Annotated in this window: 28 protein-coding genes and 1 pseudogene; all 29 read left to right on the forward strand. The window is 42.1% G+C overall.

The annotated features are described in order from the left end of the window. The first annotated feature begins 80 nt into the window (after nt 1-80). Nucleotides 81-926, forward strand: coding sequence for a ComF family protein (locus tag CZ379_RS07490; protein ID WP_110931085.1), 846 nt, complete (start codon nt 81-83; stop codon nt 924-926). 106 nt (nt 927-1,032) lie between these two features. After that, nucleotides 1,033-1,452, forward strand: coding sequence for a TIGR03826 family flagellar region protein (locus CZ379_RS07495; protein ID WP_110931086.1), 420 nt, complete (start codon nt 1,033-1,035; stop codon nt 1,450-1,452). 133 nt (nt 1,453-1,585) lie between these two features. Continuing rightward, nucleotides 1,586-1,870: a flagellar biosynthesis anti-sigma factor FlgM gene (gene flgM / locus CZ379_RS07500; RefSeq protein WP_110931087.1), complete on the forward strand. Its 285-nt coding sequence runs from the start codon at nt 1,586-1,588 to the stop codon at nt 1,868-1,870. A 9-nt stretch (nt 1,871-1,879) separates the two neighbouring features. After that, nucleotides 1,880-2,380, forward strand: a complete 501-nt coding sequence (locus tag CZ379_RS07505) for a flagellar protein FlgN (protein WP_110931088.1) — start codon at nt 1,880-1,882, stop codon at nt 2,378-2,380. Nucleotides 2,381-2,702: 322 nt separating this feature from the next. After that, nucleotides 2,703-4,274: a flagellar hook-associated protein FlgK gene (gene flgK, locus CZ379_RS07515; protein WP_110931090.1), complete on the forward strand. Its 1,572-nt coding sequence runs from the start codon at nt 2,703-2,705 to the stop codon at nt 4,272-4,274. 27 nt (nt 4,275-4,301) lie between these two features. Further along, nucleotides 4,302-5,192: a flagellar hook-associated protein FlgL gene (gene flgL / locus CZ379_RS07520; protein WP_110931091.1), complete on the forward strand. Its 891-nt coding sequence runs from the start codon at nt 4,302-4,304 to the stop codon at nt 5,190-5,192. 32 nt (nt 5,193-5,224) lie between these two features. Next, nucleotides 5,225-5,623 carry a DUF6470 family protein gene (locus CZ379_RS07525; protein WP_110931092.1) on the forward strand — a complete coding sequence of 133 codons (399 nt, stop codon included), beginning with the start codon at nt 5,225-5,227 and terminating at the stop codon, nt 5,621-5,623. Next, nucleotides 5,620-6,069: a flagellar assembly protein FliW gene (gene fliW / locus CZ379_RS07530; RefSeq protein ID WP_110931093.1), complete on the forward strand. Its 450-nt coding sequence runs from the start codon at nt 5,620-5,622 to the stop codon at nt 6,067-6,069. The genes CZ379_RS07525 and fliW overlap by 4 nt, the downstream gene beginning before the upstream one ends. Nucleotides 6,070-6,072: 3 nt before the next feature. Continuing rightward, nucleotides 6,073-6,312 carry a carbon storage regulator CsrA gene (gene csrA / locus CZ379_RS07535; RefSeq protein WP_110931094.1) on the forward strand — a complete coding sequence of 80 codons (240 nt, stop codon included), beginning with the start codon at nt 6,073-6,075 and terminating at the stop codon, nt 6,310-6,312. Between the two features lie 29 nt (nt 6,313-6,341). Next, nucleotides 6,342-6,701 (forward strand): flagellar protein FlaG, encoded by a 360-nt coding sequence (locus CZ379_RS07540; RefSeq protein ID WP_110931095.1) that lies wholly within the window; start codon nt 6,342-6,344, stop codon nt 6,699-6,701. An 18-nt stretch (nt 6,702-6,719) separates the two neighbouring features. Next, on the forward strand, nt 6,720-8,123 hold the full coding sequence (gene fliD, locus CZ379_RS07545) for a flagellar filament capping protein FliD (protein WP_110931096.1): 1,404 nt from the start codon (nt 6,720-6,722) through the stop codon (nt 8,121-8,123). A 22-nt stretch (nt 8,124-8,145) separates the two neighbouring features. Beyond that, the gene (gene fliS / locus CZ379_RS07550) at nt 8,146-8,535 is read left to right on the forward strand and encodes a flagellar export chaperone FliS (RefSeq protein WP_110931097.1); all 390 of its coding nucleotides are present in this window, start codon (nt 8,146-8,148) and stop codon (nt 8,533-8,535) included. Beyond that, nucleotides 8,528-8,923, forward strand: coding sequence for a hypothetical protein (locus tag CZ379_RS07555; RefSeq protein WP_110931098.1), 396 nt, complete (start codon nt 8,528-8,530; stop codon nt 8,921-8,923). Before fliS ends, CZ379_RS07555 begins: the two co-directional genes overlap by 8 nt. Before the next feature lie 102 nt (nt 8,924-9,025). Continuing rightward, a complete protein-coding gene (locus CZ379_RS07560) occupies nt 9,026-9,871 on the forward strand; it encodes a flagellin N-terminal helical domain-containing protein (protein WP_110931099.1) in 846 nt (281 codons plus the stop codon). 107 nt (nt 9,872-9,978) lie between these two features. Next, nucleotides 9,979-10,566 (forward strand): DUF8042 domain-containing protein, encoded by a 588-nt coding sequence (locus CZ379_RS07565; protein ID WP_110931100.1) that lies wholly within the window; start codon nt 9,979-9,981, stop codon nt 10,564-10,566. Continuing rightward, nucleotides 10,563-12,446 carry a motility associated factor glycosyltransferase family protein gene (locus tag CZ379_RS07570; protein WP_110931101.1) on the forward strand — a complete coding sequence of 628 codons (1,884 nt, stop codon included), beginning with the start codon at nt 10,563-10,565 and terminating at the stop codon, nt 12,444-12,446. The genes CZ379_RS07565 and CZ379_RS07570 overlap by 4 nt, the downstream gene beginning before the upstream one ends. A 30-nt stretch (nt 12,447-12,476) precedes the next feature. Then, nucleotides 12,477-13,520 (forward strand): N-acetylneuraminate synthase family protein, encoded by a 1,044-nt coding sequence (locus CZ379_RS07575; RefSeq protein ID WP_110931102.1) that lies wholly within the window; start codon nt 12,477-12,479, stop codon nt 13,518-13,520. Nucleotides 13,521-13,537: 17 nt separating this feature from the next. Next, on the forward strand, nt 13,538-14,677 hold the full coding sequence (gene neuC, locus CZ379_RS07580) for a UDP-N-acetylglucosamine 2-epimerase (protein ID WP_110931103.1): 1,140 nt from the start codon (nt 13,538-13,540) through the stop codon (nt 14,675-14,677). A gap of 16 nt (nt 14,678-14,693) precedes the next feature. Next, nucleotides 14,694-15,395, forward strand: coding sequence for an acylneuraminate cytidylyltransferase family protein (locus tag CZ379_RS07585; protein ID WP_110931104.1), 702 nt, complete (start codon nt 14,694-14,696; stop codon nt 15,393-15,395). Nucleotides 15,396-15,412: 17 nt separating this feature from the next. After that, entirely contained in the window at nt 15,413-16,591 is a 1,179-nt protein-coding gene (locus CZ379_RS07590) for a polysaccharide pyruvyl transferase family protein (protein ID WP_199925521.1), read from the forward strand. Further along, complete coding sequence (locus tag CZ379_RS07595) at nt 16,584-17,705, forward strand: N-acetyl sugar amidotransferase (protein ID WP_199925522.1); 1,122 nt, start codon at nt 16,584-16,586, stop codon at nt 17,703-17,705. The genes CZ379_RS07590 and CZ379_RS07595 overlap by 8 nt, the downstream gene beginning before the upstream one ends. A 378-nt stretch (nt 17,706-18,083) precedes the next feature. Next, entirely contained in the window at nt 18,084-18,281 is a 198-nt protein-coding gene (locus CZ379_RS07600) for a cold shock domain-containing protein (protein WP_110931106.1), read from the forward strand. 143 nt (nt 18,282-18,424) lie between these two features. Next, on the forward strand, nt 18,425-19,354 hold the full coding sequence (locus tag CZ379_RS07605) for a DUF2920 family protein (RefSeq protein WP_110931107.1): 930 nt from the start codon (nt 18,425-18,427) through the stop codon (nt 19,352-19,354). 89 nt (nt 19,355-19,443) lie between these two features. Next, nucleotides 19,444-19,992: a ribosome hibernation-promoting factor, HPF/YfiA family gene (hpf, locus tag CZ379_RS07610; RefSeq protein WP_110931108.1), complete on the forward strand. Its 549-nt coding sequence runs from the start codon at nt 19,444-19,446 to the stop codon at nt 19,990-19,992. Between the two features lie 330 nt (nt 19,993-20,322). Further along, nucleotides 20,323-22,830, forward strand: a complete 2,508-nt coding sequence (secA, locus tag CZ379_RS07615) for a preprotein translocase subunit SecA (RefSeq protein ID WP_110931109.1) — start codon at nt 20,323-20,325, stop codon at nt 22,828-22,830. Between the two features lie 120 nt (nt 22,831-22,950). After that, nucleotides 22,951-24,067, forward strand: a protein-coding gene (gene prfB / locus CZ379_RS07620; RefSeq protein ID WP_110931110.1) for a peptide chain release factor 2 whose coding sequence is annotated in 2 segments (ribosomal slippage) — nt 22,951-23,022 and nt 23,024-24,067 — 1,116 coding nt in all. Because the reading frame shifts where the segments join, the coding sequence is not laid out codon by codon here. 85 nt (nt 24,068-24,152) lie between these two features. After that, nucleotides 24,153-25,058 (forward strand): YitT family protein, encoded by a 906-nt coding sequence (locus CZ379_RS07625; protein ID WP_110931111.1) that lies wholly within the window; start codon nt 24,153-24,155, stop codon nt 25,056-25,058. Nucleotides 25,059-25,344: 286 nt separating this feature from the next. After that, nucleotides 25,345-25,608, forward strand: coding sequence for a hypothetical protein (locus CZ379_RS07630; RefSeq protein ID WP_110931112.1), 264 nt, complete (start codon nt 25,345-25,347; stop codon nt 25,606-25,608). A gap of 568 nt (nt 25,609-26,176) precedes the next feature. Then, nucleotides 26,177-26,595, forward strand: a pseudogene (locus CZ379_RS26065) (hypothetical protein); the annotation flags it as partial.

The raw sequence follows: 26,595 nt of genomic DNA on the forward strand, positions 1-26,595 counted from the left end.
AGATTCGTATGATCTACGATGTAGGGCGGATGGGGGGGCATCGGTTTTGAAGGAGAATGGGAATGAGAGGGGGAGAAGTGATGTGTTTTTCACGGGAAAGTTTTGGTCAGCTCTGGTCTGGGATGTTCAAGCCGATCCAGCAACTGCTGGTCAAGGGTGAAAGCTCCTGCTTGGCTTGCGGCAAAATGATTTCCATATGCGTTCCTGGCTATTCTGAATTGTGTGCGCCATGCTATTCGAGTATCCCTTGGATCACGCTGCCTCGCTGCTGGACTTGCGGTCGTCATGTCGGGTGTCCTGATTGCAGTCGCAAAGGGGGAGTGCAGCGCAGCTTTGTCATGAATCGAAGTAGTGTTGCGTATAGTGCCTCTATGCGTCAGTGGTTGGCCCAGTACAAATATCGGGGGCATGAATCATATAGTACTGTTCTGAGTCGCATGATGGGACGCGCCATGGAGCAAATGAAGCAGGAGCTCAAATCGCAACGAATTACCTTTGATGGTGTTGTTTTTGTTCCACTAAGCGAGGCAAGATGGCGGGAGCGGGGCTTCAATCAGGCGGAAGAGCTGGCTAAGGGGGCAGCATTGGTTGGGTGGTGTGTTGGAAGAGGCAGGCTGCCCTTGCTAAATTTATTAATGCGTTCCCGGCATACTGATAAACAAAGTTTCAAGAGCAGGAATGAGAGATTAAGGAATATGCAGGGAGTATTTCAGGCGTTGCCCGATGCGCCGGAGCAGCTCGGAAGGGTCATTTCGGAATCCCGCAGAACATTTCTTGAGCATGGTGCAGTAATTCGTTTGCTGCTGGTGGATGATGTTTACACGACAGGGAGTACGATTAATGCCTGTGCTGGCGTTTTGCAAAGCATTTGCGGGGAGCTCGGCTTTGGCGGGGAAATTTACAGTTTGACCTGGGCAAGATCTTAAAATTTACAAAACGCAGTATTTTTGTATGAAAATATGGACGAACACCCCTAAAATAAGGTAATCTATCATAAACAGCTTTACGAATGTAGTAGTAGGGGGAATAGTTATGAATTTAGGAAATTGTCCGCGCTGCGGCAGACTGTTCGCCAATAATTTCAGAGACATCTGTCCTTCCTGCATTAAAGATATTGAGCAAGAGTATGAGAAATGTCTGAAATATTTGCGAGAAGAGAAGACGGCTACTATTCAAGAAGTTTCGGAAGCAACAGGCGTTTCGATCAAACAGATTACGAAGTTCATCAAAGAGGGCCGCATTACTGTGGCCGACAATCCGAATATGATGTATCCATGTGAAGTATGCGGGGTTCTTATCCGCGAGAACAACATGTGCGATTCATGCCGCGCTCGTCTAACGCGAGATTTCACCGCTGCGGCTAAGGAGGATTCCGGAGCCGGTCAAAACGACTCTGCTGAACGAAAAGGCACCGGGGCATACGGCGCTGTCGACAAATTCCGTAACCAGTAAGGCTAAGAGTACTCAAATATTGCTATAATAATATAAATAAACCTATAGTTCGCTATTAACAATGTTTCAACCTACGCCGATAAACTTAGTAAAGATTATCGGTTTTTTTAATTTGGAAAGAAAGGTGGAGCCCATGAAGATCAACGAAACAGGACGGGTCGGAGCCATTAATAGTTATCAACGCCATATTGAATCACAGCGTCAGGAATCAGACCGCAAAGCACGCCGCAAGGATGAGGTGTCCATCTCAACGGAGGCGATGGAGCTGTTGCAGGCACAGGGGAAGGTACAAGATCCTCGGCGCTTAGAACGGATTGAAGAGCTGAAAGCCCAAGTATCCTCGGGTACGTATCATGTCGATGCCGGCAAGCTGGCAGAGAAGCTCGCTCCGTATTTTAAGTCGCTGACTGAGAAATAGGGGGCAGTTATGTCAGTTCAAGGATTGATTGATGCACTGGAAGAAATGGATCAGCGCTATGAGGCATTGCTTGAAGTAATGCAGGAGAAGAAGCAAGCGATCATTAGCAACGAGTACGACGCATTGGTGCGTACGATGTCTAAGGAATCAAAGATGCTTAAAGGCATTGAAGAGCAGGAGAAGCAAATCCTGGCGTCGGCGCAAGCCTTTTTGCAATCGAAGGGAATTAAATCCCAGTTGGAATTAACTATTACAGAATTGCTTCGGCTAGTATTTGATCCTGAGGAGAAACGGGCTCTTTCCGAGATTCAAAACAAGCTGAGCGATCGCTTAAGCAAGCTCAAGCATATTAATACGTTAAATCAAAGCCTGATCGATCAGTCGCTTTCTTTTATCGACTTTTCTCTGAACCTGATGGTCGGCGGCATGGATGAAGAAGCCACTTATGCGCCTCCTCAGCAGCAGGAGAGAAGAAGCTCGGCAAGAAGCAACTTCGATACAAGAGCTTAAACTTTTGATGATATAAATACGAGTTCAAAAAGTAAAAATTTCAGCACCGAAGTATACGCTCTCGATGTGCGTTTTTACAAACGCCCTAGATTGAATGAAACTAGAGATTGAGGAGGCACTGTTACACGTTTTCGAAGAAAACGACTACGGAAGCATACACAGGCAAACCTACGTGTGCACCTAAAATGTTTCCGAAGGAAACATACTTCGAAAGCATAGGCTCGGCTCGGGTGAATTCAAGATTCGATGCCGAATAAACTTCCTGGGCTGCTTCGTGATCAAAGATTGACTTTTTGAACAACATCTATAAAGGAGAATGATGATGACCTCCACATTTCATGGATTAGAAACGAGTAAGCGCGCCTTATTCGTCAATACAACTTCAATGCAGACTTTGGGACATAACATCGCAAACGCAGGCACAGAAGGGTATACGCGCCAGCGTGTAAATACGACGGAAGCACGGCCGATCTGGGCGATGGGGATGACGAGAAGCCAGCAGCCAGGGATGCTTGGAACGGGTGTCGAGTACGGAAGTATTACGCGTATTAGAGACAGCTTTCTCGATACGCAATTTCGGCGGGAGAATCAGTTTCTAGGCTCTTGGGAAGTGCTGAACTCAACGATGGTTTCTATCCAAAGCATTATGAACGAACCATCAGGCAGCGGGCTCAGCAAGGTCATGGATGACTTCTGGAACGCTTGGGAGACGCTTAACCGCGATCCATCTCTGTTAAGTGCCCGGGTAGCCGTCGCTGGAGCAGCCAGCAACCTGACGGATACGCTGCAGCATATAAGCACTTCTTTAAATAATTTAACCAGCGATCTTACAGCGAATATCGACAAGAAGGTTATGGAAGCGAACAATATTCTCGACAATATTGCTAGATTGAATGCTCTAATTCGCGACAATGAGAGCTTTGGCGATAATGCAAACGATTATCGTGACCAAAGAGACTTGTTAATTGATCAACTATCGACGATCGTTGACGTGCAGTTCGTGGAAGACGAAGCCGGCATGGTCAGTATAGTCTCCGCAGGAGCGAACGTGCTCGAAGGGGAGAATATAACGTATTTAACAGCGGCCAGTGCTGCTACAGCTACTGCTGGGCAGCTCAATGGGTACAACAGATCGCTGGAAGAGACAAGCACGATCCGCAACCAACTGAATGCACTGGTGAGCACGCTCGTGACAGGGGATGTCAAGGTTACTCTCAACAATGGATATATTACTTCACAGGACATGGTGGCCCTCAATGATGTGACTTTGCAAGGCGGTGCGCTTATCCCGGCTGGGCAAAATATTCCGGCTGGCTCCACGATTACTTCATCCGTAGATGTTATGGTCAAAGGATTCAATGGATTGCATCAGCTGGGTTACTCACTTACCGATCCGCCGGCTTCAGGCATCCCATTCTTTGTCTCGACAGGGGGAGGGTTCACGATCGATGACATCCGCGTTAACCCGGACATTATAAGCAATACGAATAATATCGCGGCATCCTCTAAATTCGAGAATGTGAACGGGGTCAATAAAGTCATTCGGGGGAATAGTGATATTGCCAATGCTCTAGCTTCAATGCGTGACGCCTTGTTTACCTTCCCGGCAAATCTAACCTCGCTCTCGACGGGTTCCACGGACGACTACTTCCGGGCACTTGTCGGCGATTTGGGGATTCGGGCAAGCAATACGCTGCGGAATTACGAGAATCAGTACAGCATGACAGACAACCTGCAAATGCAGCGCCAATCCGTGAGCGGCGTTTCCTTGGACGAAGAATTCGCGGATATGATCCGCTTTCAGCAAGCCTATAATGCAGCGGCGCGTAATATGACGGCTGTAGACGAAATGCTTGACCGAATTATTAATCAAATGGGTCATGTTGGTAGGTAATGATTAGGAATAGGAGGCTAAATCAGTATGCGTGTAACAGGTTCAATGCAAAACATCCAGTTGCTGCGTAATTTGCGCAATATTAACTTTGCTATGACGCAAGGACAGCAAGAGCTGGCAACAGGCCAGCGAATCAGCAAGCCGAGTGACGACCCGGTAGGCGTCGGCTACCAAATGCGCTACGACACAGACCTCGCCAGAAGCGAAGAGTTTCTGATGAATGCGCAGACAGGAACCGAGATTTTGAAGACAATGGATTCCTTGATGCAGCAGGCGAGTGATGTGATGAAGCGTGTTAGAACATTGGCTTTGCAAGCAGGAAATGGTACTTTGGATGCTCAGCAGAGACAGACGATTTCAGCTGAAGTTCAGCAGCTGAAGGAACAGATGGTAACGATCGGAAACAGTACTTATAATGGTCGGTATCTTTTTAACGGTCAGAAGACCGATCAGGCCCCGTACACGGTAGACGGAGCTGTGGGAGAGAACACTGATCCGGGATTATATTATTTGAATGTAAGTCCGGCAGTTAAAGTTCCTGTGAGTATCACCGGCGAGATTGTATTTGGACAGGCTAATTCTCCCAATAATGTATTCGGAGTGTTAGATGAGCTTGTCTCTGCTCTGGATTCCAATAACGTCGCTACAATATCAGCAAGTGTTGATAAAATTGACGCCGCTTCCGATCATATGGCTATTAGCTGGGCAGAAATCGGGGCGCGTATGAATCGGTTTGAGTTAATGGAGAACCGGATTCAAGGTGAGCATGTAAACTTGAAGGAACAGCGCTCTAATGTGGCGGATGTAGATTTTTCCGAGGCGATTATGAACTTGAAAATGAAGGAAAACGTACTGCAGGCGGCTTTATCCACTGGTGCTAGAGTTATGCAGACCTCTCTTCTGGATTTTCTAAGATAATATTATCAAGCTTTATTTAGGAGGGGATGGTAATGCCAGGTATTCAGCCGATGACTTCTAGTGATTGGGGACAATATAGACCAGCGGAGCTTACCGTTCGTTTAACCTCTCCGGAAATGATTACAGATTGGTCAAGTGTATTCGATGATTTGGAGCTAAAACGGCCGCACTCTTTGATGCGCGAAATAGAAGGTAGAATTCAAGGTGAAATTTTACAGAATATTGCGGCCAAAGCCCAAGAAGGAGACAGGGTAGCTAATATCTCTTCGGGCGAGAAGAATGTTTTCGGGAATATTGCTCATCAGAGGTATATGCGTAATGGACAGAAGGAAATTACAATAGAAGCACTCCCCAAACAAGGGGTTTATATAGATTTTCGAATTTATCCGCCAGAGATTAACGTTGAAGCGAGAGGAGCTCTTCCGAAATGAACCAACACGCGGATCAGGCAGACACCGTTGTTATTGATAGCGAGGTATATGGCCGCATTGTTATAGAGCCGAATCATATTTACCGTTTTGGAGCGGGTATCGTAGGCGTTCCGTCCATTCACGAATACGTTTTGATACCGATTGAAGACTCTCCTTTTTTTATTCTTCATGCACTGGATGAGCAGATCAGTTTTATTGTAATTGAGGCTCATCAGGCGGTAGATAACTATAACTTTGCAATATCCGACGAAGTGGCAGATCTTCTTGCGGTGAGACAAGCAGATGATATGGCTGTTATGTTGATCGTGAATATTCAAGAGGAGCAATTGTTTTTGAACTTGAAAGCTCCCGTCCTCCTGGCTCCTCATTCTCAGCAAGGATGTCAGTATATTATCCATGACCAGGAACTACCGATCCGGCACCTCCTTCAACGGAAGGAGGAGTGAGTTATGCTCGTTCTGAAGCGTAAGCTGGGGGAGTCTGTAATGATTGGAGACCAGATTCAGGTTCAAATTTTAGGCATTGAGGGTGATCAAATCAAACTTGGATTTGTGGCACCCAAAGAAGTTCAAATACTACGCCAAGAGCTTTATATCGGAATTGCCTCCGAGAATAATGCAGCAAGAGAACAACCTAGTGTCATTCAACCGGAGCAAATCTTGAACCTGCTTAAGAACTTTAAAATGTAATGCCATATTACAATTTAGGTGGGGTTGGAATGAATATTAATCCAATAGGCAAGGAATCACCGGTTCATCATTTTAGGGGAGCTATGGCAAGGATCAATTCTGACGAACTAGCTCAGACAAGCTTAGCTACACGGAGCCTAGATTATAAATCCTTAACCGATGAAGAGAAATTAAGTCTTGAAGAAGAAATCAAAAAGCTAAATCACTCGATAGCTTCTTCCGGTAAGCATTTGCAATTCAAGTACAATGAAGATGCCGCTCAGTTGTATGTTGAAATTATTGATTTGGAAACGAAGGAAGTCCTTTCTAGCTTGCCGCCGGAGTTTTTGGTGGATCTATCTATCAAAATGAAGGAACTAGTCGGAATGTTTTTTGATGAGAAAATCTAAAGAAAGGTGTGATTCGATATGGGAATTAGTTTAATGGGTCTAGCATCGGGTCTAGATACTGCTGAAATTATTAGCAGTCTGATGAATATAGAACGTATTCCATATAATAATTTAGAAAATAAGAAAACAAATGTTACTAACACTAAAAGTGTATTCAACAATATCAACTTAAAGCTAAAGACACTGCGCGATGCCGCAACCAATTTGTCTGATTTGGACTCTTTTAACTTAAGTGGAGCTGTTAGCTCAGATGCAACAAAACTTGCAGCAACTGTCGGGGATAATGCACTTAATGGTAACTATTCTGTAGAGATCATTCAGTTGGCGAAGCAACAGGTGAATGCGACAGGATCCTTCCAAGTAAAAGAAGCTAACGGAGATGCAAAGTCATTCAGTAATTCAGACTTGCTTGCTGCCCAGAGTATTAAAATCGGCGGTACTGGTCTTAATTTAGATAATGTTGAATTAGTAGGTAAAACTTTTGATGAGGCTCTCGTAGAAATATCGAAACAAATTAACAAGCAATTTGGTGAAGATGTTCAAGCTTCTATAGTTCAAACTGCTGAAGGTATGAAGAGTTTAGTGGTAACAGCTAAAGAATCCGGGAAGACGATTGATATGGAAGGTACGGGGGCTTTTGCCCTTCAATCCAAAGTAACTTCACAATTAGCTAAAATTAAAGTCAATGGAATCGAAGTGGAAAGCTCCAGTAATTCTGTGAAGGACGCGATCCCTGGTGTCACACTGAATTTGTTGGCTGAGAATACCACAGTAAATGTGGAAGTAAAGCAGGATGTCGATAAAATTGCGGCAAAGGTAGAAACCTTTGTTAATGCATATAACGATGTGGTCAACCTTATTCGTGAAAACACCAAGAAGTTGACTAATGAAAAAAATGCCGATGGTTCCTACAAAAATTTTAGGACAAATCTTCAAGGGGATTCATTATTAAGAGATCTCCAGAGAGAGTTATATGACATCGTAAGCAGTGTTAAGGGTGCTTCTGAAAATGATGCGCTTTTTATGATTGGTCTTGAGATAGATAAAGGTGTAAAGACTGCTGCATTAATGACGGGAAAGCTGGACTTTGATAAGGAGTTATTTAAAGAAAAGTTAACGGCTGATCCGAGTATGGTTGAGCAGTTGTTCAAAGGTGATCAAGGACTTGGCTCCGTAGCCAAAGATCGCTTGAATGATTGGACAAAGGCTAATGGCTTGCTAGCCTCTCGTATGGAAGGCTATGATACAGAGATTAAGTTTATTAATGAACAGATGGAGAGCATGAATCAAAGATTGATTCTTAAAGAGGAAGCTTTGAAGAAGCAGTATGTTCAATTGGAAGTAGCTCTCTCTAAATTAAACAGTCAGAAGGAATGGATGGCCGGACAACTTAATGCTCTCACAGCTTCGAGTAAATCTTAGATTCTAATAGGAGATGAAAGTAATGGCCATGCAAAACATGTCAGCCTACCAAAGCTACCAGCGTAATAAATATGAGACGGCTTCGCCTCACCGCCTTACCTTGATGCTGTATAATGGCGCGGTGCAATTTGCCACTCGTGCTGAACAAGCTATTCAGGAGGGCAATGTTAAGGATACAAATACATTCATTCAGAAGACGCAGGATATTGTCTATGAATTGATGTCTTCTCTAAATGAACGTGAAGGCGGCGAGCTAGCCAGCAATCTTAAAAATATATATTTGTACATCGTTGATCGATTGGTTCAGGCAAACATAAGGAAAGAACAAAGTTATGTTGCTGAAGTCATTGTCCTGCTCAAAGAACTTCAATCTGCCTGGGAGCAGATCGGGAAGGAAGTTAGTCTTGGATAAGCAAAGGGAATCTTTTCTTAATAAGCGACAGAAGCTTTATGCCGCATTGCTTGAATGTGCACAGTCACAGTTGCGAGTGCTATCTTCTGAGGATATGGAAGATCGATATGGCGAGCCATTTCTACAATTAACACAGCAATGGGATCAAATTTGCGGTGAAATTGAGGCTTTGGATGAACTGGCTGGAGGCCTGACTGAGTCTTCAATTGCAGCTATAATGGAAGACATAGTTGGTATTCTGAATTTAATCGAACAACGTCTTCATGACTCTGTTAACGAAACAGGAGGGGATATGAAATCGGTAAGTGATCGAAAGCTAATGATGAACGCTTACTATGGTATGAACCGTAGAGGCCAAAGCTCTCTTTATTTTGATGAAAAAAAATAATTTTTTGATTTTAGGTATAAAGTTATATGAAAGTTTGACCGATATATTATTTAGGCCACAAGGATGTAGCCAATATAAACCAAATCACGGAGGATGATTACGATGGGAATGTTTATTAACACAAACGTTGGCGCGTTGAACGCTAACCGCAACTTGAACTTCAACAACACACAAATGGGTAAGACAATGGAGAAATTGTCTTCCGGTTTCCGGATTAACCGTGCAGCAGACGATGCAGCAGGTCTGGCAATCTCTGAGAAAATGCGCTTCCAAATCAACGGTTTGTCCCAAGCGCAACGTAACGCTCAAGACGGTATTTCCCTGATTCAAACAGCTGAGGGTGCTTTGACCGAAGTTCACTCCATGCTGCAACGTATTAACACATTGGCTAACCAAGCTGCGAACGGAACTTATGACACTACTGACCGTGCGAAGATCCAATTGGAAGTTACTGAACTTCTTGGAGAAATTGACAATATCGCTAAAACGGTTAACTTTAATGGTATTCAACTTTTGGGTGCTGGTGCGGCTACCGGTGCTACGCTTGCTACATCTGTCAGCTTCCAAGTAGGCGCTGATGCAAATACTACTATTTCTATTAGCCTTAAGAGCATGGCGGCTTCAGGTTTAGCTATTTCTGGTCTTTCAGTTGCTGGATCGAATGCCACTAACGCAAACAGCGCCATTGCAAAAATTAAAGCAGCAATTAGTACTGTTTCTGAACAACGTGCTACATTTGGTGCGGTACAAAATCGTTTGGAGCACACAGTTAACAACCTAGGCGTAATGGTTGAAAACTTGTCTGCTTCTGAATCCCGTATCCGCGATGCTGATATGGCTACTGAAATGACAGCATTCACAAAAAATCAAATTTTGGTACAAGCTGGTACAGCAATGCTGGCTCAAGCCAACTCTGCTCCACAAGCAGTGCTTAAGCTTTTAGGTTAATAATTATGTATAATAGAAAAGCCTCCTCTTGGAGGCTTTTTTGCTATACATAATTATCTTCAATAATCCGATAAAATAAGTAAACATGAAGGTAAGGAGTAATATTAATGCGCATTTTTATAGATGGGGAATATAAAGAAGAGCTTGAAATTTTGCAAGGACAAGTTTTTGATTGGTGGAAGGAGCAATGTTCCAAAATTAATAGTGCCGATAAATTTGTTTATTCTGTATCTATAGACGGACAAGTAATTTACGATAATTTTGATGAGAGTATCGCAGCTAATTTTTCCCGTATCGATGCATTAGATATACAAACTATAACAAAGCGAGAAAGTTTAATTGAAACAGAAAAATCTTTAGTTGAATATTTAAATAGATTTATACCTGCTATTTCAGAACTTTCGGGTTGTTTTTACGGAGAACTTACTGAGTATCATTGGGAGAAGTTTAGTTATTTTATTGAAGGATTAAGTTGGATATTGCAATCGGTTGAGTTTATACAATTAATAGTTGATGTTGAAATTGATCCAATTCATATTTTAACTATGCAGAAGTTAGAGAGTATCATCAAAGAGTTGGAGAGTAGTGTTGAGGAAGAACAGTATGTTATGATTGGTGATCTGATGCAGTACGAATTAATGCCGGTGTTAGAGAATTATAAAAGGAATATTACACTAACTGGAGAATTACAATGAACATATTGCAAACGAATTTGAATTTTTTACGTAATCAGTACCCAGAGGTTTTTGAAATTTTGGATAATGCTGATCCAACTCACACAAATGAGTATATTTCTTGTACTACTAAAAATAATGAACCAAACCTGGAAATTCAGGTAGAAGGCAAATCATATTTTTTACACAGTAAATATAATGCTAAGGATGAAGCTAAAAAATGGGTTCGCTCTATTCATCATAAAATGGTTGGCTTTAAACACTTATTAATTTTTGGAATAGGATTAGGCGATTTTTTAGAGGAAATACTTCTAACTACGGATGCAAAAGATATATTTATATTTGAACCAGACATTAATATATTCCGTGAATTAATCTACAGAAAAGATATTAGAGGTTTGCTATCAGATAGACGTATTAGAATGTTTGCTGTCGGTGGAGATGAGATAGTACAGTATCAGATAGCCATATTTTTGGCCGGTTACATTTCAGGGGAATTAATATCCGTTTCCCCGCTAATTTATGAAAAGTTATTTCCACAAATGATCAGAAGTTTTGACTCTATAGTAAAGGATGTGATTCTTAAGCAGATATCGACTTTTAATACCTTGAAGATATATCAGAATGAATGGTTGCTAAACATTTTGCATAATTTACCGCATGTACTTATGTCGACTTCAATGAAGAAATTGAAAGAAGTATGGCAAGGGCAAGATGCTACAGCGATTATTGTTGGTTCAGGTCCCTCATTAAAAGAGGACGTGCATTATTTAAAAGAACTGCGTGATAAATGTCTTATAATAGCGGCTGGATCTAGTATTCAGGCAATGAATCATTATGGAATACATCCACACTTTGTAGTTTCATTAGAAGGAAGCCATAATTACAATAAAGTATTCGAAAATGTAAATGTCTCGCGAGTTCCTCTAGTATATTGTACACAAACTTATCGCAAAGTTGTCGATAGCTATCAATCGGATAAGTTTGCTTCAAAAATTATGAATGATTGTATTACAGAGTATTTTGTTGATAAGGAAATTCCATCATATTTTGAAACGCCTACTGTGACTGGAACTGCAATGCAAATAGCTGATTACATGGGGGTATCTAAGGTAATATTAATGGGGCAGGATTTATCATTTCCGAATGATCAATACTATGCTCCTGGAGTGAATCATTTAAGTGAAGAGCGGAAAAAGTCAGATTTGTCTGTATCGGATATTAAAGTGAAAAATGTAAATGGAGGAGAAAATAGAACGAACCGGTCAATGCTTGTTCTTCAGAAAGGTGTAGAAATGACTGCTAGGGTATTGAAATCCAGAGGGATAGAGGTTATTAATACTTCAAAGAATGGAGCTGCACTTGAAGGAATTAATTGGATTTCAATGGACGCCTTAATTGAGCAATTACAAAAAAGTCCATTGCGAGAATTTAACATCTCGAGATTTGCTGATGTTCAAAATAAAGAAGAGCTAGTAAGTAGTTTGGAAAAATTAAATTCTAGATTTCAAGAAACGCAAATAGCATTGTCCAAAATGGATCAGCATGTTGTGAAAATAATTAACTCTTTAGAAAAATTGGATGAGGCTGTTCGTAAAAGGAATATGAATGCTGTAAATAAAGCATTGCTTAATGTAAATAAATTATGGAACTGGATTTCTAGACAAGATATTTTTAATGTATTCTATAAGTTTTCCTTAAATAACTACATTAATGTTTACAAGAGATATATTCCAGAAATCATGGAGACTAAGGATACTATTGAGAAATCTAAGCTTATTATTACTCATTTAGGGGCCTTAATCAGACAAATAAATGAGTTTAATCCAATTCTGACAACCTCTATTGAAAGCTTACAGATCAATCTTAAAGATATCATTATTAATAAGAAATTTAATTAGTATTTACATTTTTGTTGGCTGGAGGCAAACATGACTAAACCATTCATTCAAATTGGTGATCGGAAAATTGGTGAAGATTATAAACCTTTAGTTATAGCTGAAATTGGGATTAATCATGAAGGAAGTCTTCAAGTTGCTAAGCAGATGGTGGATGCTGCTTATACTGCAGGAGCGGAAATCATTAAGCATCAAACTCATGTTGTAGACGACGAGATGAGCCCCGATGCAAAAAAGGTGATTCCAGGAAATACAGATGTATCTATATATGAAGTTATGGCTCGATGTGCATTAAGCGAAGCTGATGAACTGGAATTAAGGAAATACACCGAATCATTGGGCTTAATATTCTTAAGTACTCCCTTTTCTAGAGCTGCAGCAGATAGACTTCAAAGAATGGGGGTTCTTGCCTATAAGATAGGTTCAGGTGAGTGTAACAACTATCCATTGATTGAACATATAGCTTCATTTGGTAAGCCAATGATTATTTCTACAGGAATGAATGATATTAATAGTGTCAAAAAGACGGTCGAAATTGTGGAAAGGTTTGATGTTCCTTATGCTCTTCTCCACTGTACCAATGTATATCCAACGCCTCCTTCCCTAGTACGTTTGGGTGGAATGCAGGAACTTCAAAAGGCTTTTCCGAGAGCTGTTATTGGGCTTTCTGATCACACTCTTAACAATAATGCTTGTTTAGCAGCTACTGCACTGGGAGCATCAATCTTGGAACGCCATTTTACTGATTTTAAGGATAGACCGGGTCCAGATATTATCTGTTCGATGGATCCGTACGACCTAAGACAACTAATTGAAGGAAGTGCGGAAGTTGCATTAATGAGAGGTGGAGAAAAAAAGGCAGCAGCAGAGGAAAAACTGACCATTGATTTTGCATTTGCTACCGTAGTTACTATTGAAGATGTTAAGGAAGGAGAATTGTTCACAAAGGACAATCTTTGGGTAAAGCGTCCTGGGACGGGAGAGATTAAAGCAGAACATTATAATGATATTCTAGGAAAGCGGGCAAGTCGAGATATAGCTAAAGATAGGCATTTGATATGGGGAGATGTGGAGTAACAGAAAGAGGAGTTTGTATGAAAAAAATCGTATTTGTAACAGGAACGAGAGCTGATTACGGTAAGCTAAAGTCTCTAATGAAAAAGGTAGAGGAGCATCCAAAATTTGAACTTCACATTTTCATTACAGGAATGCATCTTCTGTCTAAGTATGGAGCTACTTATCAGGAAATAGAAAAAGACGGTTATATAAATATTTATAAATTTGTTAACCAGAAACTCAATCAACCTATGGACATAACCCTTAGTAATACAATATTGGGCTTTAGTAATTACGTTTCTGAAATTGATCCTGATCTGATTGTAGTTCACGGGGATCGTATTGAGGCTTTGGCAGGAGCTATTGTAGGGGGAATAAATAATATCCAAGTAGCACATATAGAAGGTGGAGAGGTTTCAGGTACAATTGATGAATCAATTCGACATGCTATTACAAAATTCTCCCATATTCATATGGTTGCAAATGAAGAAGCCAAAAACAGGGTTGTGCAGTTGGGAGAGAAGATGGAGACTATTTATGTCATTGGTTCACCTGATATAGATATTATGTTTTCTAATGAACTGCCTACTGTAACTAAGGTCAAACAAAGGTATGATATTCAATTCGAAGAGTATGGTATTTTAATGTATCATCCTGTAACTACTGAGATTAATCAACTAAAAGAGAATATTAGAGAGGTAGTAGACGCAGTTATTAAGTCAGATAAGAAATATGTAATTATTTATCCTAATAATGATGAGGGTAGTCAAATAATTCTTAACGAATATACCAGAATGGAGCAAAATGACAACTTCAGGATATTCCCATCTATTCGTTTTGAATATTTTTTAACTTTGTTAAGTAATGCTGACTTTATTATTGGAAATTCAAGTGCAGGTATAAGAGAGGCTGAGGTTTATGGCGTTCCTGCAATTGATTTAGGTAGTAGACAACAAGGGAGATATGACCCCAATAAGAGTAAGAGCATCATTCATACAGAGGAAAATGTATTTGCAATTTTATCAGCAATTAGAACAGTATCAGGATTGAAACTCCGTAAAAAATCATCGTTTGGAAATGGTGATAGTGCAGAAAAATTTATGCGTATTATTGAAGAGCAGACTTTATGGGAGAGAAGTCCACAGAAGAACTTTGTTTCACTAAGTACTCATAGTTGAAATAGAGGTAGATCAAATGTCATCATTAAAAACATTAGCTATTATAACCGCCCGTGGGGGATCTAAGGGAATTCCGTTAAAAAATATTAAATTGTTAAATGGCGTTCCTATGATTAGTTATACTATTGAAGCTGCTCTTAAATGTCATTGTATTGATGAGGTGCTAGTATCAACTGATCATGATGAAATTGCGTGTATCTCTCAAACTGCGGGAGCGTTGGTTCCATTTATAAGGCCTAAAGAGTTATCTACAGATCATGCGAAGAGTATTGATGTAGTTGCTCATGCGATAGAATATTACGAACGAATAAATAGCTGTTCTATAGATCATATTATACTATTACAGCCAACATCACCTCTTAGAACTGCTGAGGATATTGATGCAGCTTGGAGAGTTTATCTCGAAATGAGCGCAGATTCTTTACAGAGTGTTGTTGAGGTTAATGATCATCCGTATTATTTAAGAAAAGTTAAGGATGGGCTTTTGATAAACTACGATAGTAATGATTATAAAGAAAATTTAAGAAGACAGGATCTGGATAAGATATTTAGAGTAAATGGAGCAATCTATATTGCAAGAAGAGATCTAATCATGAATAAAAAGACTTTCGTGGGGGAAAAAAACGCGGCATATATTATGAGTAAAGAAAAGTCGGTAGATGTCGATGATAACTTGGATTTTTCATTAGCTGAACTTATTGTCCACAACAACTCTTAATTAATGAGGTATGCAATGTGAAAAAGAAAATAAATGTGTTACATATTGCAAGTTTTATAGGAAATATAGGTGACAATGCAAATCATAAGGGCTCTAAATTACTTCGTGATAAGTTTTTAGACTACGAGTTTATAATCACAAGAAAAGAAATCAGAGGATTTTATTGGGGGGAATGGATATTTAATTCGGATAAATTTGTTGAAGAAGCAAATGAATATGATCTGATAATGATTGGTGGGGGAAATTATTTTGAATTGTGGGTAAGTGAGTCAGAAACAGGTACTTCTATAGATTTAGGAATAAAATATATGAAGAGGATAAAAACCCCAATATTATTCTATTCATTAGGTTGTGATTTGGGTCAAGGTGTACCGGAAGAGAACATAAATAAATTTAAGGTTTTTTTAGATTATTTATGCAGTAATAAACGATACTTCGTTAGTGTGCGGAACGATGGGGCGTTAGCAAATATCAATTTTTTATATGGACAAAGATACATCGACAGCATATCGGAAATACCTGATGGGGGTTTCTTTACGGCTATTGAAAACATCGAACATATTGAAATTGAAAAAAATAAACTAAATATAGTTATTAATGTTGCTGGTGATATGCAAGATGTAAGATTTTCAACCCAATCTGGCCATATCTCTTACAAGCAATTTACAAAGAGGTTTGCTCATACAATTGAGTTAGTAAAAGAGTATTATTGTGATGAAATAAACGTTATATTTGTGCCGCATATATTTAGGGATTTAAAAGTTATCTACGATGTTATTAATGAAATGAATGATAAATTTAGAAGACAGTACGTTAAGGTTGCACCTTATTTAGTTGGGGATCAGGGGCATGACTATATCTTCTCTTTATATAACCAAGCTGATCTAGTACTAGGAATGCGGTTCCATTCTAATGTATGTGGGTATGCACTTAAGAAGAATGTGATCGGATTAGTAAATTACCCCCAAGTTAAAAACCTTTATTCGGATATTTCTTCGGATGAATACGTGGAAATTAATACAGAAGGGTTTGAGACTAAACTATTAAGTATGATATTAGAGCATTTATCGAACCAGAGTAAATACGTAGATGTATCCCAGAAAATTGTCGAACAACTACAAGTGAATGCTAGGAATGAATACACGAAGCTAAACCAGTGGTTAGAAGCCAACTTAGAAGGTGAAGAAAATGAATAGTAAAATTCAGTTTTGCAAAAAATGTGTTATGCCCAATACTAGGCCAGGGATTAGCTTTGACGAAAGCGGTGTCTGTGAAGCTTGCAATAACTATGTTAAGAAAAAGCTGGTTGATTGGAATAAAAGATATGAGGAACTAGAGAGTCTATGTAGCAAATATAGAGGGATTAATGGGGATGGGTACGATTGTGCAGTTGCAGTATCAGGGGGAAAAGATTCCACCATGCAAGTCTACGTAATTAAAGAATTACTTGGAATGAATCCATTGTTGATTTCTGTCGATAATTGGAGTTGGACCGAAACTGGTTTAAAGAATAAAGCAAATATATCTGAGGCTTTTGGTTGTGATATTCTAAATTTTTCCTTGAATAAAAAGGTTGGGAAAAAGATGCTTCTCAAAGGATTAGAAAAGCTGGGATCGCCCACATGGTATGTGGATGCAGCGATCTATTCCGTTCCTGTGAAATTATGCATGCAAATGGGGATACAGTTACTTGTTTATGGAGAAAACGTGAACTATGAATATGGCGGTTCACAGAAGCAAGAAACGTATTCAGCAAAAGAGATATTCTCTAATGATGTAGTTAAGCCAATCGATTGGAGTGAATGGCTTGAAGATGGTATTACAATGAGAGACTTATACAGTATTAAACAACCGACACTAGATGAAATGGAAGAAAAAGGGCTTGAACCTATTTATTTATCCTACTTTATCGAATGGGATACTCATCATAACTATGAAGTTGCAAAAAGACTGGGATTTAGACATATGGAGCATGAGTGGATCAGAGAGGGCACAATAGAGAATTATAATCAAATAGATAGTCCTGCTTATCTAATAAACCAATGGTTTAAATATCCCAAATTTGGACATTCAAGTACTACTGAGATGGCTTCAAGATATATTAGATCTGGGAGAATGGAAAGAGTGGAAGCTATAAAACTAGTTTTAGAAAGAGATCATAAGTTAGACCAGAAAGTTTTGGATGATTACTGTGAATTTGTAGGAATTACTATAAAGGAATTCTGGCAAATTGCAGATCAGTGGTATAACAGGGAATTATTTGAACAAGATAAACTGGGTGTCTGGCATCAGAAGTTTAAATTGAAATAGATCGGATTAACTGCTCTCGCCTTTACGATCCGTGCTGCTTCATAGTTTTGAGTTGATCATACATAACCGACGTTAAGCACCAAGAACTACACTTTCGTACTCGCAGTCACCTTCATTAGAGTAGGTGCCATATTTACATGAGCTAATGTAACCTGTCTCAATTTTCACCCAAGATTAACCTACAGTAAGATCCTGTATGACAATTCTGCACATAGTGATAGTAATTACACATGTTCATCGACAAGATTTTACAATAAAAATACAATAAAACCTTTTCTTTGGCAATTGACATTGGAGAAGTTTGGGTGGTATAGTCAGACATGTGGACTTGGTTTCAGGGCTCACACTCTTATTTGATAATGAAGGGAATGTTAGTGCATGCAAGGTAAAGTGAAATGGTTTAACGCAGAGAAGGGTTATGGCTTTATTGAAACTGAAGATGGCGCAGACGTGTTTGTACACTTCTCGGCTATTCAATCCGAAGGCTTCAAAACGCTGGAAGAAGGACAAGCTGTAGAGTTCGAGATCGTTGAAGGCGCTCGCGGACCGCAAGCGGCTAACGTAATCAAATTATAATCATCCGGCAGAGCCGACCTACATATAACGGTACGATGGTTAACAATTGAAGATTCGCTAGCACAGACCCTGGGGAAACCCGGGGTCTTTATTTGTTAAGTAATTGACCATAACTGATACTTAGGGGGAGGGGATGTATAACCATGGCTAAAGAATATGAATTTGCTATGGCTGGACACCCGAATATTTATAATGGGGAACATCGGGATTTGAAGATATATTTTACTGAGCCAGAAAATGGGGCTAACGAAGAAACGGGTTTATTATTATTTATTGCAGGTTACGGTGGAAATGCGAATTCTAATGTTTACATAAAAATGCGAAAGCAATTTGCTGATACCTATAATTTGATTTGTATTCAGTGCGATTATTTTGGTTATGAATTCATGCAAGCGCAGACTCTTAAAGAGGATATTGGAAACTTCAATGATATGTCGATTATGCAAGCGCTAGATAACATTACAGCTGTTCTAGTTGTCATTTCTATTTTGAAGGAGAACAATCTTTCTTTTAATGAAAAAAAGATCATTTGCTATGGTCAATCGCATGGTGGTTATCTTGCTCTTCAATGCAATAGATTTGCACCTGATCTTTTCTCATTAGTTATTGATAATTCTGCATATATTTATCCTGTTTATCTACAAGCAAATCGTCACTTACCTGCACAAAACTTGGTATTTGATTATCTAGTCAAACGAATTAACCTTGATCACTCACTTTTGCAATTGCCAATTATTTATGAAAAATTCAATAATCGAGCATCTATTGCATGCTTTCACGGCATTCACGATAGCATGGTGAGTTATTTAGATAAAGAACGTTTTTGTAATAGTATTGAAAACTGTACTTTGTATCTCATAAAAGACCCATCACTAACCGGTGGGATATTTTCATCTACTGAGCATGGACTAGGAGCCGACTTCTTGAAGCTGTTTGAGTGGGTAATTAATAATTGCAAGGTGGAAAAAGAAGGGCCATTTAATTTGCCTAATGTAAACATTGAGACCAAAAGGCAAAAATACTCTTTTAATTACTCATCAGGGCTAGTGGCGTTCGAAGTAATATCGGAGTAAATATTTCACCCTTTACTCACCGTTTACACTTTTTACATTGTGTTAACACCATGGTATAATGAAGGTGCAAAGCAAAGGAGGAGTGCCCTATGAATTTTAGTATTCGTGGACAGCAAATTGAAGTGACTGAAGCACTGCGAGATTATGTGGACAAGAAGCTCAGTCGACTTGATAAGTATTTTGAAGCACCCCCTACCTCAGAAGGCTACGTCACTTTGAGTGTCGTACGCGGTTTGCATACGGTGGAGGTAACGATTCCTTTGACCGGCGTTATGCTTCGCGCTGAGGATCGAAGTGATGACATGTACGCATCGATCGATGCCGTCGTGGACAAGCTCGAACGCCAAATACGCAAGCATAAAACGAAGATCAACCGCAAGTTTCGTCAAGAAGGCAGCCTGAAGAGCCTGTTTGTTGAGAATGGCGCTTCCGTGGCGGTAGACGAGGCGGATAACGATGATCTGGAAGTCGTCCGCACGAAGCGGTTTACCATGAAACCTATGGACGTGGAAGAAGCGATACTGCAAATGAATATGGTCGGCCATAATTTCTTTGTATTCTCTAACATTGATACTAAAGAATTGAATGTCGTCTATAGACGAAATGATGGGAAATATGGTTTGATCGAGCAGGATTAGTATAGCGTATCCAATCATGACGATTGTATGAATGACCTGGTAATTCTTGCAATTGAACTTAAGGACACGAGCCTTATCCGCCCGCGGATAGGGCTTTTTTTAGATAATAGAGCGTTATGGGGATGGAAGCCTGAATTTCCTGATTTCACAGGGAAATCTACCATTCAAAGCGTTATGTCTACAATGAAAATATGTCGATTGACGTTGGCTGGTATTATGAAATAGAAGTGCGGAATCGCCGCTGGAAACGTGATGACGCGTGTTGCGGCATGCCTTACAAACTGTTACAATTTAGGTAAATCATTTGTTTTGCCGTGAAAGGGGTTAACTATGCTAGGAATAGTGAAGAAGATATTTGGCGACACGAATGAACGTGATGTCAAACGTCTTATGAAGACGGTGGACTTTATCAATACATTGGAACCGAAATTTGAGGCGCTATCGGACGAGCAGCTGCAAGGGAAGACGGCCGAGTTCCGCGAGCGGATTGAGAAGGGCGAAACGCTGGATGAGCTGCTTCCTGAAGCGTTTGCAACGGTAAGAGAAGCTTCACGCAGAACGTTAGGGATGCGTCATTTTGACGTACAGTTAATCGGGGGGATGGCTCTCCATGAAGGCCGCATTGCCGAGATGAAAACCGGTGAAGGGAAGACATTGGTTGGTACCTTGCCGGTTTATTTGAATGCGCTCCTCGGTCAAGGCGTTCACGTCGTAACGGTCAACGATTACCTGGCTCAGCGAGACAGTGAGCAAATGGGGCAGATTTATAATTTCCTCGGTATGACCGTTGGGGTGAACCTCAGCGGAATGGAGCATTCCGATAAGCAGGAAGCTTACGCATGCGACATTACTTACGGAACGAACAACGAATTCGGCTTCGACTATTTGCGCGACAACATGGTTTTGTATAAAGAGCAGATGGTTCAGCGTCCGCTTTATTTCTGTATCATTGACGAGGTGGACTCGATTCTCATTGACGAGGCGCGTACACCGCTAATCATCTCTGGACAAGCTCAGAAGTCGACAGAGCTGTATTTCGCAGCCGACCGCTTCATTAAGAAGCTTGTGCCTGAAGAAGATTTTACGGTTGATATTAAAGTAAAAGCTGTATCGTTGACGGAGAAAGGGGTCGCCAAGGCGGAACGTGCTTTTGGAATCGACAACTTGTACGATCATGCCCATATCACCCTGAATCACCATATCGTACAAGCGCTGAAGGCGAACGTTATTATGCGTCGTGACGTAGACTACGTCGTGACTGAGGACGAGGTCGTTATCGTCGATGAGTTCACGGGCCGCTTGATGGCTGGACGCCGTTATAGCGAAGGGCTGCATCAGGCGATTGAAGCGAAGGAAGGCATCGAGGTTCAGAATGAGAGCATGACGCTGGCGACGATTACGTTCCAGAACTATTTCCGGATGTATCGCAAGTTGGCAGGCATGACAGGTACGGCGAAGACTGAGGAAGAGGAGTTCAAGAAGATCTACGGTCTTGAGGTTCTTCAGGTTCCTACGAATCGTCCGAATATCCGTATTGATATGCCAGATGTTGTCTATAAGAGTGAGGAAGGTAAATTCCGGGCTGTTGTCGAGGAAATCGTGAAGCGGCACAAAGATAATCAGCCGATCCTGGTAGGTACGGTGTCGATTGAGAACTCTGAGCTGCTGTCCGAGCTGCTTAAGCGCAAAGGCATCAAGCATAAGGTGCTCAACGCGAAATATCACTCGGAAGAAGCTGAAATTATTTCACGCGCGGGTGAGCCAGGCTCCGTTACGATCGCCACGAACATGGCTGGTCGCGGTACGGACATTTTGCTTGGCGAGGGTGTGGCCGAAGTTGGCGGATTGCATATTATCGGTACCGAGCGCCATGAATCGCGCCGGATCGATAACCAGCTTCGCGGACGGGCTGGCCGCCAAGGCGACCCGGGCTCCACGCAGTTTTATTTGTCGCTTGGCGATGAACTGATGAAGCGTTTTGGTGCGGATAACGTGCTCAATATGATGGAGCGCCTCGGATTTGAAGAGGATCAGCCCATCGAGAGTAAAATGATTACCCGCGCGGTTGAATCCGCCCAGAAGCGGGTCGAGGGGAATAACTTCGACGTTCGTAAAGTCGTTCTGCAATATGACGACGTCATGAACCAGCAGCGCGAAATTATTTATAAACAGCGCCGCGAGCTGCTCGAATCCGATAACATTAAGCAAATCGTGATTGATATGATCAAACCGGTCATCGAACGGGTAGTCGAAGCGCATACGGCGGATGAAATTCCAGAGAACTGGGAGCTGCAGGACGTAGCTGACTATATGAATGCCAAGTTGCTGGATGAAGGCGCGATTACGAAAGATGACCTATGGGGCAAAGAGCCAAGCGAGATGATCGAGTTTGTATTCGATAAAGTGATGACCAAATACGATAAGCGCGAGGAAGCGCTTGGGCCGGAAATGGTTCGTGAATTCGAGAAGGTTATTGCGCTTCGTGCCGTTGACAGCAAGTGGATGGATCACATCGATGCGATGGACCAGCTTCGTCAAGGGATACATCTCCGCGCATACGGCGGTACCGATCCGCTTCGCGAATATCAATTCGAAGGCTTTGAAATGTTCAATCAGATGGTAGCCAGCATTCAGGAAGAGGTTGCCACATATATTATGAAGGCGCATGTCGAGAGCAACCAGGAGCGTCAGGCGGTCGTGGACGAGAGCAAGATCTCCACGAGCGGCGAGCCTACTGAGAAGCGCCCGGTTCAGCGCGGTGAGCAAATCGGACGCAATGATCCATGTCCTTGCGGCAGCGGCAAGAAATATAAACACTGCCACGGACAGAACGCGTAAGCTAGCCAAGGATTTGGCGCAGGGCATAGAATAGCATTCTGATACTAAGGCTAGGGACATTGCTTTTGTTTAGAGACATGAGCATACCTTAAGTACAATTGGGAAGGTGAATGAACAACGATGATCGACCCGAACATCAAGCAGGATATGCGTGAAATCGCGAAGAAACTATCCAACCTTAGGGGGTCTCTTTGACTTAGATCTCAAGCATGAAATGATTGCAAACTTCGAAGAGAAGATGGCCGCTCCGGACTTCTGGGACGATAATGATAAGGCTCAAGGAGTAATTTCAGAGCTGAATGCCATCAAGTCCTCGGTGGATCAGTATGAAACGCTGCAGCAGGAGTACGATGATACGGCGATGATGGCCGAACTCGCTGAGGAAGAGGGCGATGAAGATCTCGCCGCCGATATCGGCGGCTCCATCGACGCCTTGCTCAAGAAGCTGGAGGATTTCGAGCTTCAGCTTCTGCTGAGTGCGCCGTACGATAAGCTGAATGCGATTCTTGAGCTGCACCCTGGAGCCGGGGGCACCGAGTCGCAGGACTGGGGCCAAATGCTGCTGCGGATGTACACCCGCTGGGCGGAGAAGCACGGCTTCAAGGTCGAGACGCTGGATTACTTGCCAGGTGACGAGGCAGGAATCAAGAGCGTGACATTGCTGATTAAAGGGTACAATGCCTATGGCTACCTGAAGGCGGAGAAAGGGGTACATCGCCTGGTGAGGATCTCCCCATTCGATTCTTCGGGCAGAAGGCATACCTCTTTCGTATCCTGCGATGTCGTGCCGGAAATTACGGATGATGTGGATATCGAGGTTCGGACAGAGGATCTGAAGATCGATACTTACCGGGCTAGCGGAGCCGGTGGACAGCATATTAATACGACGGATTCCGCAGTACGGATTACTCATATCCCTACAGGGATTGTCGTGACTTGTCAGAACGAGCGATCCCAGATTAAGAACCGCGAGCAGGCGATGACGATGCTCCGTTCCAAACTATATGAGCGGAAGCTCGAGGAACAGCAGAAGGAACTGGACGAAATTCGCGGTGAGCAGTCGGATATCGCTTGGGGCAGCCAGATTCGGTCTTACGTGTTCCATCCTTACAGTATGGTAAAGGATCATCGTACTTCGGTGGAGACCGGGAATGTTGGAGCCGTTATGGACGGCGAGCTCGATCCGTTTATCGATGGATATTTGCGCAGCCAAATCCGGACGGAATCTAACAATTAATCGATCGATTCTAGAGATGAATTCCTACACCAGCATAATCATATGCGTGTAGGAATTTTTTTGGAGTAAAGTAAGGAGGAGTATTGTGCCACCAAAGTCACATAAACGCAGGCCGAGTGATTACATTCCTTTAAACGGCCCATTCCGCCATGCGCTGGATACGCTGATGATCCTAATCGGGTCTTTTATTATGGCCATGGCCTTTAATTTGTTTCTCGTTCCGAGCGATATCGCATCTGGCGGTGTTTCGGGGCTATCGATCATTGCTAAGTCGCTTTTTAATATCGAACCAGCCTATACCCAATGGGCGCTGAACATTCCGCTGTTTGCTGCAGGATACGTATTGCTTGGGCGGTATTATGCGCTCCGTTCCTTGCTGGGCACGGTAGTTCTGCCGCTGTTTGTTTTTCTGACCAGAGATTGGATTGCGTTTACGACGGATCCGCTGCTGGCTTCCCTGTACGGGGGCATTGGCGTCGGATTAGGCCTGGGGCTTGTATTTCGGGGGCGAGGTTCAACCGGTGGACTATCGATTTTGGCGCAAATCATTCAAAAGTACAGCGGTCTCAGTCTTTCGCTTTGCGTGGTGCTGATGGATGGACTGGTCATTGTGCTGGCAGGCTTCATTTTGTCGCCGGAACGGGCGCTGTACGCTTTGATCGGCTTATACATTACAGGCAAATTCATTGACGTGATTGAGCTCGGCTTCAACTACACGAAGGTAGCCTATATTATCGCGGATAAGACGGATGAGATCACAGAGGGGATATTGCACCACTTGGATCGGGGGTTGACCAAGCTGTCCGCTCAAGGCGGCTATACCGGGGATGATAGAACGGTGCTGATGGTCGTGGTTGGGCAGAGTGAGGTGACGCGTCTCAAGACGCTAGTTCAATCGATTGAACCTAAGGCATTTGTCATTATATCGAATGCTCACGAGGTGCTCGGCGAAGGCTTTTCATTGGGAAAAGGCAGCAAACAGAATGAATGATGTAGGGAAGAATCCAGGCGGCATAACGCTTAGCTCGGGTTCTTTTTTCTTTGTTGGGGCTTTGGGTGTGAGTTCTAGAATTTTTGTGGCTATTTAAATCAGTCTTAAGTGCAGGCTCAGAGAATATTCAGCTAGGGTGGATATGATGGTTTCAGCAATAAAATTATTAGGATAAGAAAGGTGGAATAGCAGATGAAAAAGCAAAGTGTTATTTTGGCGGGCAGCATCGTAATGGCGCTAGCTTTGACGGGAGGGACGTTTACTTCCCAAATCGCAAGCGCTGGGCTTGGCCGAAGATGAGCTGAAAGAAACGCTTAAATCCGCTGCTTCGTTGGCTGAGGTTGCCAAGAAGCAAGGGGTGGAGGTCAATACAGTAATTAACCTGCTTGTGAAGGCAGAGACAGAGCGGTTACAGGAGCAGCTCTCCGCTGGCCAAATGACTCAGGACAAGTATGACTCTCGAATTGCAGATTTGGTAGAACGCATAACCCAGCAGGTGAATGGAGAGTTTCCTGCCAAGCCGGAACGCAAGACGAAAAGCGAAGGATAGCAGCTAAAAAAGAACTCACGTCAGAAAGGAATCTCGTTCGAGATTCTTTTTTGTTTATGAGCGGCATAAAGAAGGTTTTAACCGTTCAGGGGGAGAGGAGTAAATTCCATGCTTCTAATGGGCCTGCGCGAGTAAGTATATTAACTGGAATTCATGTATTTAAGTGAAGCTATTTATCATTAAGTGTAGAATCAAATGGATTTCCCGTAGTTAAAAATGAAATTTACCGGAAGGTAGAGCGGATTGATATGACCTAGATACACGAAATACAGTTATCCATGAAAGCCGCCCCATCTTCTGAAATTAGATACATACAATCCAGCTAATTCTACAACAGTAGCAAACTTGACATGAAGTGACTTTATGAGGGAAGAAGGATACGAATCTAATCATCGTCAACTTCTTGGCCTGCTTCCGGATAACAATGATTTCCGCATAAATAATTATGCAATCTAGTTGTATTTATATAAGTATAATCGTATAATAATACATATTTTACTTTCGGAGCGCAAGTTAGCAGGGAACGCCTAGAGATATACCGAAATTGTAGGGAGAGGAAAGAGAGGTTATGACTGTGACTGATCACGTAAACGGAAACGGAAATGTAAAGTTGAGCGCAACCGCCAACGCTACGACCAACACAACGACGAACGCAACCATCAACGCAACCGCCAACACAGACGGACTCGGAAATTCGCAAGGACAGGCAAACAAAGTAAAAGTAGCTATCGTCGGTTCCACGGGGTATGGGGGCGTGGAGCTGATTCGTTTTTTATTGGGACATCCGCGGGTGGAGATCGTCTCCGTCATTTCGGCATCGAGTGCCGGTGTGCCAATTACGGATGGGTTTCCCCATTTAACGGACATCTTGGTGAGCGATTTGGACGGAGTCGATCCGGTCGAGATTGCTGAAAAATCCGATGTGGTATTTACTGCAACACCTTCCGGTGTAAGCAGTAAGCTTGTGCCACAATTGCTGGAAACGGG

This window comes from Paenibacillus bouchesdurhonensis (assembly GCF_900155685.1).
Taxonomy (GTDB): Bacteria; Bacillota; Bacilli; order Paenibacillales; family Paenibacillaceae; genus Fontibacillus; species Fontibacillus bouchesdurhonensis.

Bases quoted from the DNA above. Each gene is read 5' to 3' on its own strand.
- CZ379_RS07540 (WP_110931095.1), top strand. From the start codon at position 6,342: ATGAATATTAATCCAATAGGCAAGGAATCACCGGTTCATCATTTTAGG.
- fliW (WP_110931093.1), top strand. From the start codon at position 5,620: ATGAACCAACACGCGGATCAGGCAGACACCGTTGTTATTGATAGCGAG.
- CZ379_RS07595 (WP_199925522.1), top strand. From the start codon at position 16,584: ATGAATAGTAAAATTCAGTTTTGCAAAAAATGTGTTATGCCCAATACT.
- CZ379_RS07565 (WP_110931100.1), top strand. From the start codon at position 9,979: ATGCGCATTTTTATAGATGGGGAATATAAAGAAGAGCTTGAAATTTTG.
- CZ379_RS07505 (WP_110931088.1), top strand. From the start codon at position 1,880: ATGTCAGTTCAAGGATTGATTGATGCACTGGAAGAAATGGATCAGCGC.
- flgK (WP_110931090.1), top strand. From the start codon at position 2,703: ATGACCTCCACATTTCATGGATTAGAAACGAGTAAGCGCGCCTTATTC.
- secA (WP_110931109.1), top strand. From the start codon at position 20,323: ATGCTAGGAATAGTGAAGAAGATATTTGGCGACACGAATGAACGTGAT.
- CZ379_RS07560 (WP_110931099.1), top strand. From the start codon at position 9,026: ATGGGAATGTTTATTAACACAAACGTTGGCGCGTTGAACGCTAACCGC.
- CZ379_RS07575 (WP_110931102.1), top strand. From the start codon at position 12,477: ATGACTAAACCATTCATTCAAATTGGTGATCGGAAAATTGGTGAAGAT.
- csrA (WP_110931094.1), top strand. From the start codon at position 6,073: ATGCTCGTTCTGAAGCGTAAGCTGGGGGAGTCTGTAATGATTGGAGAC.
- CZ379_RS07490 (WP_110931085.1), top strand. From the start codon at position 81: ATGTGTTTTTCACGGGAAAGTTTTGGTCAGCTCTGGTCTGGGATGTTC.
- neuC (WP_110931103.1), top strand. From the start codon at position 13,538: ATGAAAAAAATCGTATTTGTAACAGGAACGAGAGCTGATTACGGTAAG.
- flgL (WP_110931091.1), top strand. From the start codon at position 4,302: ATGCGTGTAACAGGTTCAATGCAAAACATCCAGTTGCTGCGTAATTTG.
- CZ379_RS07600 (WP_110931106.1), top strand. From the start codon at position 18,084: ATGCAAGGTAAAGTGAAATGGTTTAACGCAGAGAAGGGTTATGGCTTT.
- fliS (WP_110931097.1), top strand. From the start codon at position 8,146: ATGGCCATGCAAAACATGTCAGCCTACCAAAGCTACCAGCGTAATAAA.
- CZ379_RS07525 (WP_110931092.1), top strand. From the start codon at position 5,225: ATGCCAGGTATTCAGCCGATGACTTCTAGTGATTGGGGACAATATAGA.
- CZ379_RS07570 (WP_110931101.1), top strand. From the start codon at position 10,563: ATGAACATATTGCAAACGAATTTGAATTTTTTACGTAATCAGTACCCA.
- fliD (WP_110931096.1), top strand. From the start codon at position 6,720: ATGGGAATTAGTTTAATGGGTCTAGCATCGGGTCTAGATACTGCTGAA.
- CZ379_RS07605 (WP_110931107.1), top strand. From the start codon at position 18,425: ATGGCTAAAGAATATGAATTTGCTATGGCTGGACACCCGAATATTTAT.
- hpf (WP_110931108.1), top strand. From the start codon at position 19,444: ATGAATTTTAGTATTCGTGGACAGCAAATTGAAGTGACTGAAGCACTG.
- CZ379_RS07495 (WP_110931086.1), top strand. From the start codon at position 1,033: ATGAATTTAGGAAATTGTCCGCGCTGCGGCAGACTGTTCGCCAATAAT.
- CZ379_RS07585 (WP_110931104.1), top strand. From the start codon at position 14,694: ATGTCATCATTAAAAACATTAGCTATTATAACCGCCCGTGGGGGATCT.
- flgM (WP_110931087.1), top strand. From the start codon at position 1,586: ATGAAGATCAACGAAACAGGACGGGTCGGAGCCATTAATAGTTATCAA.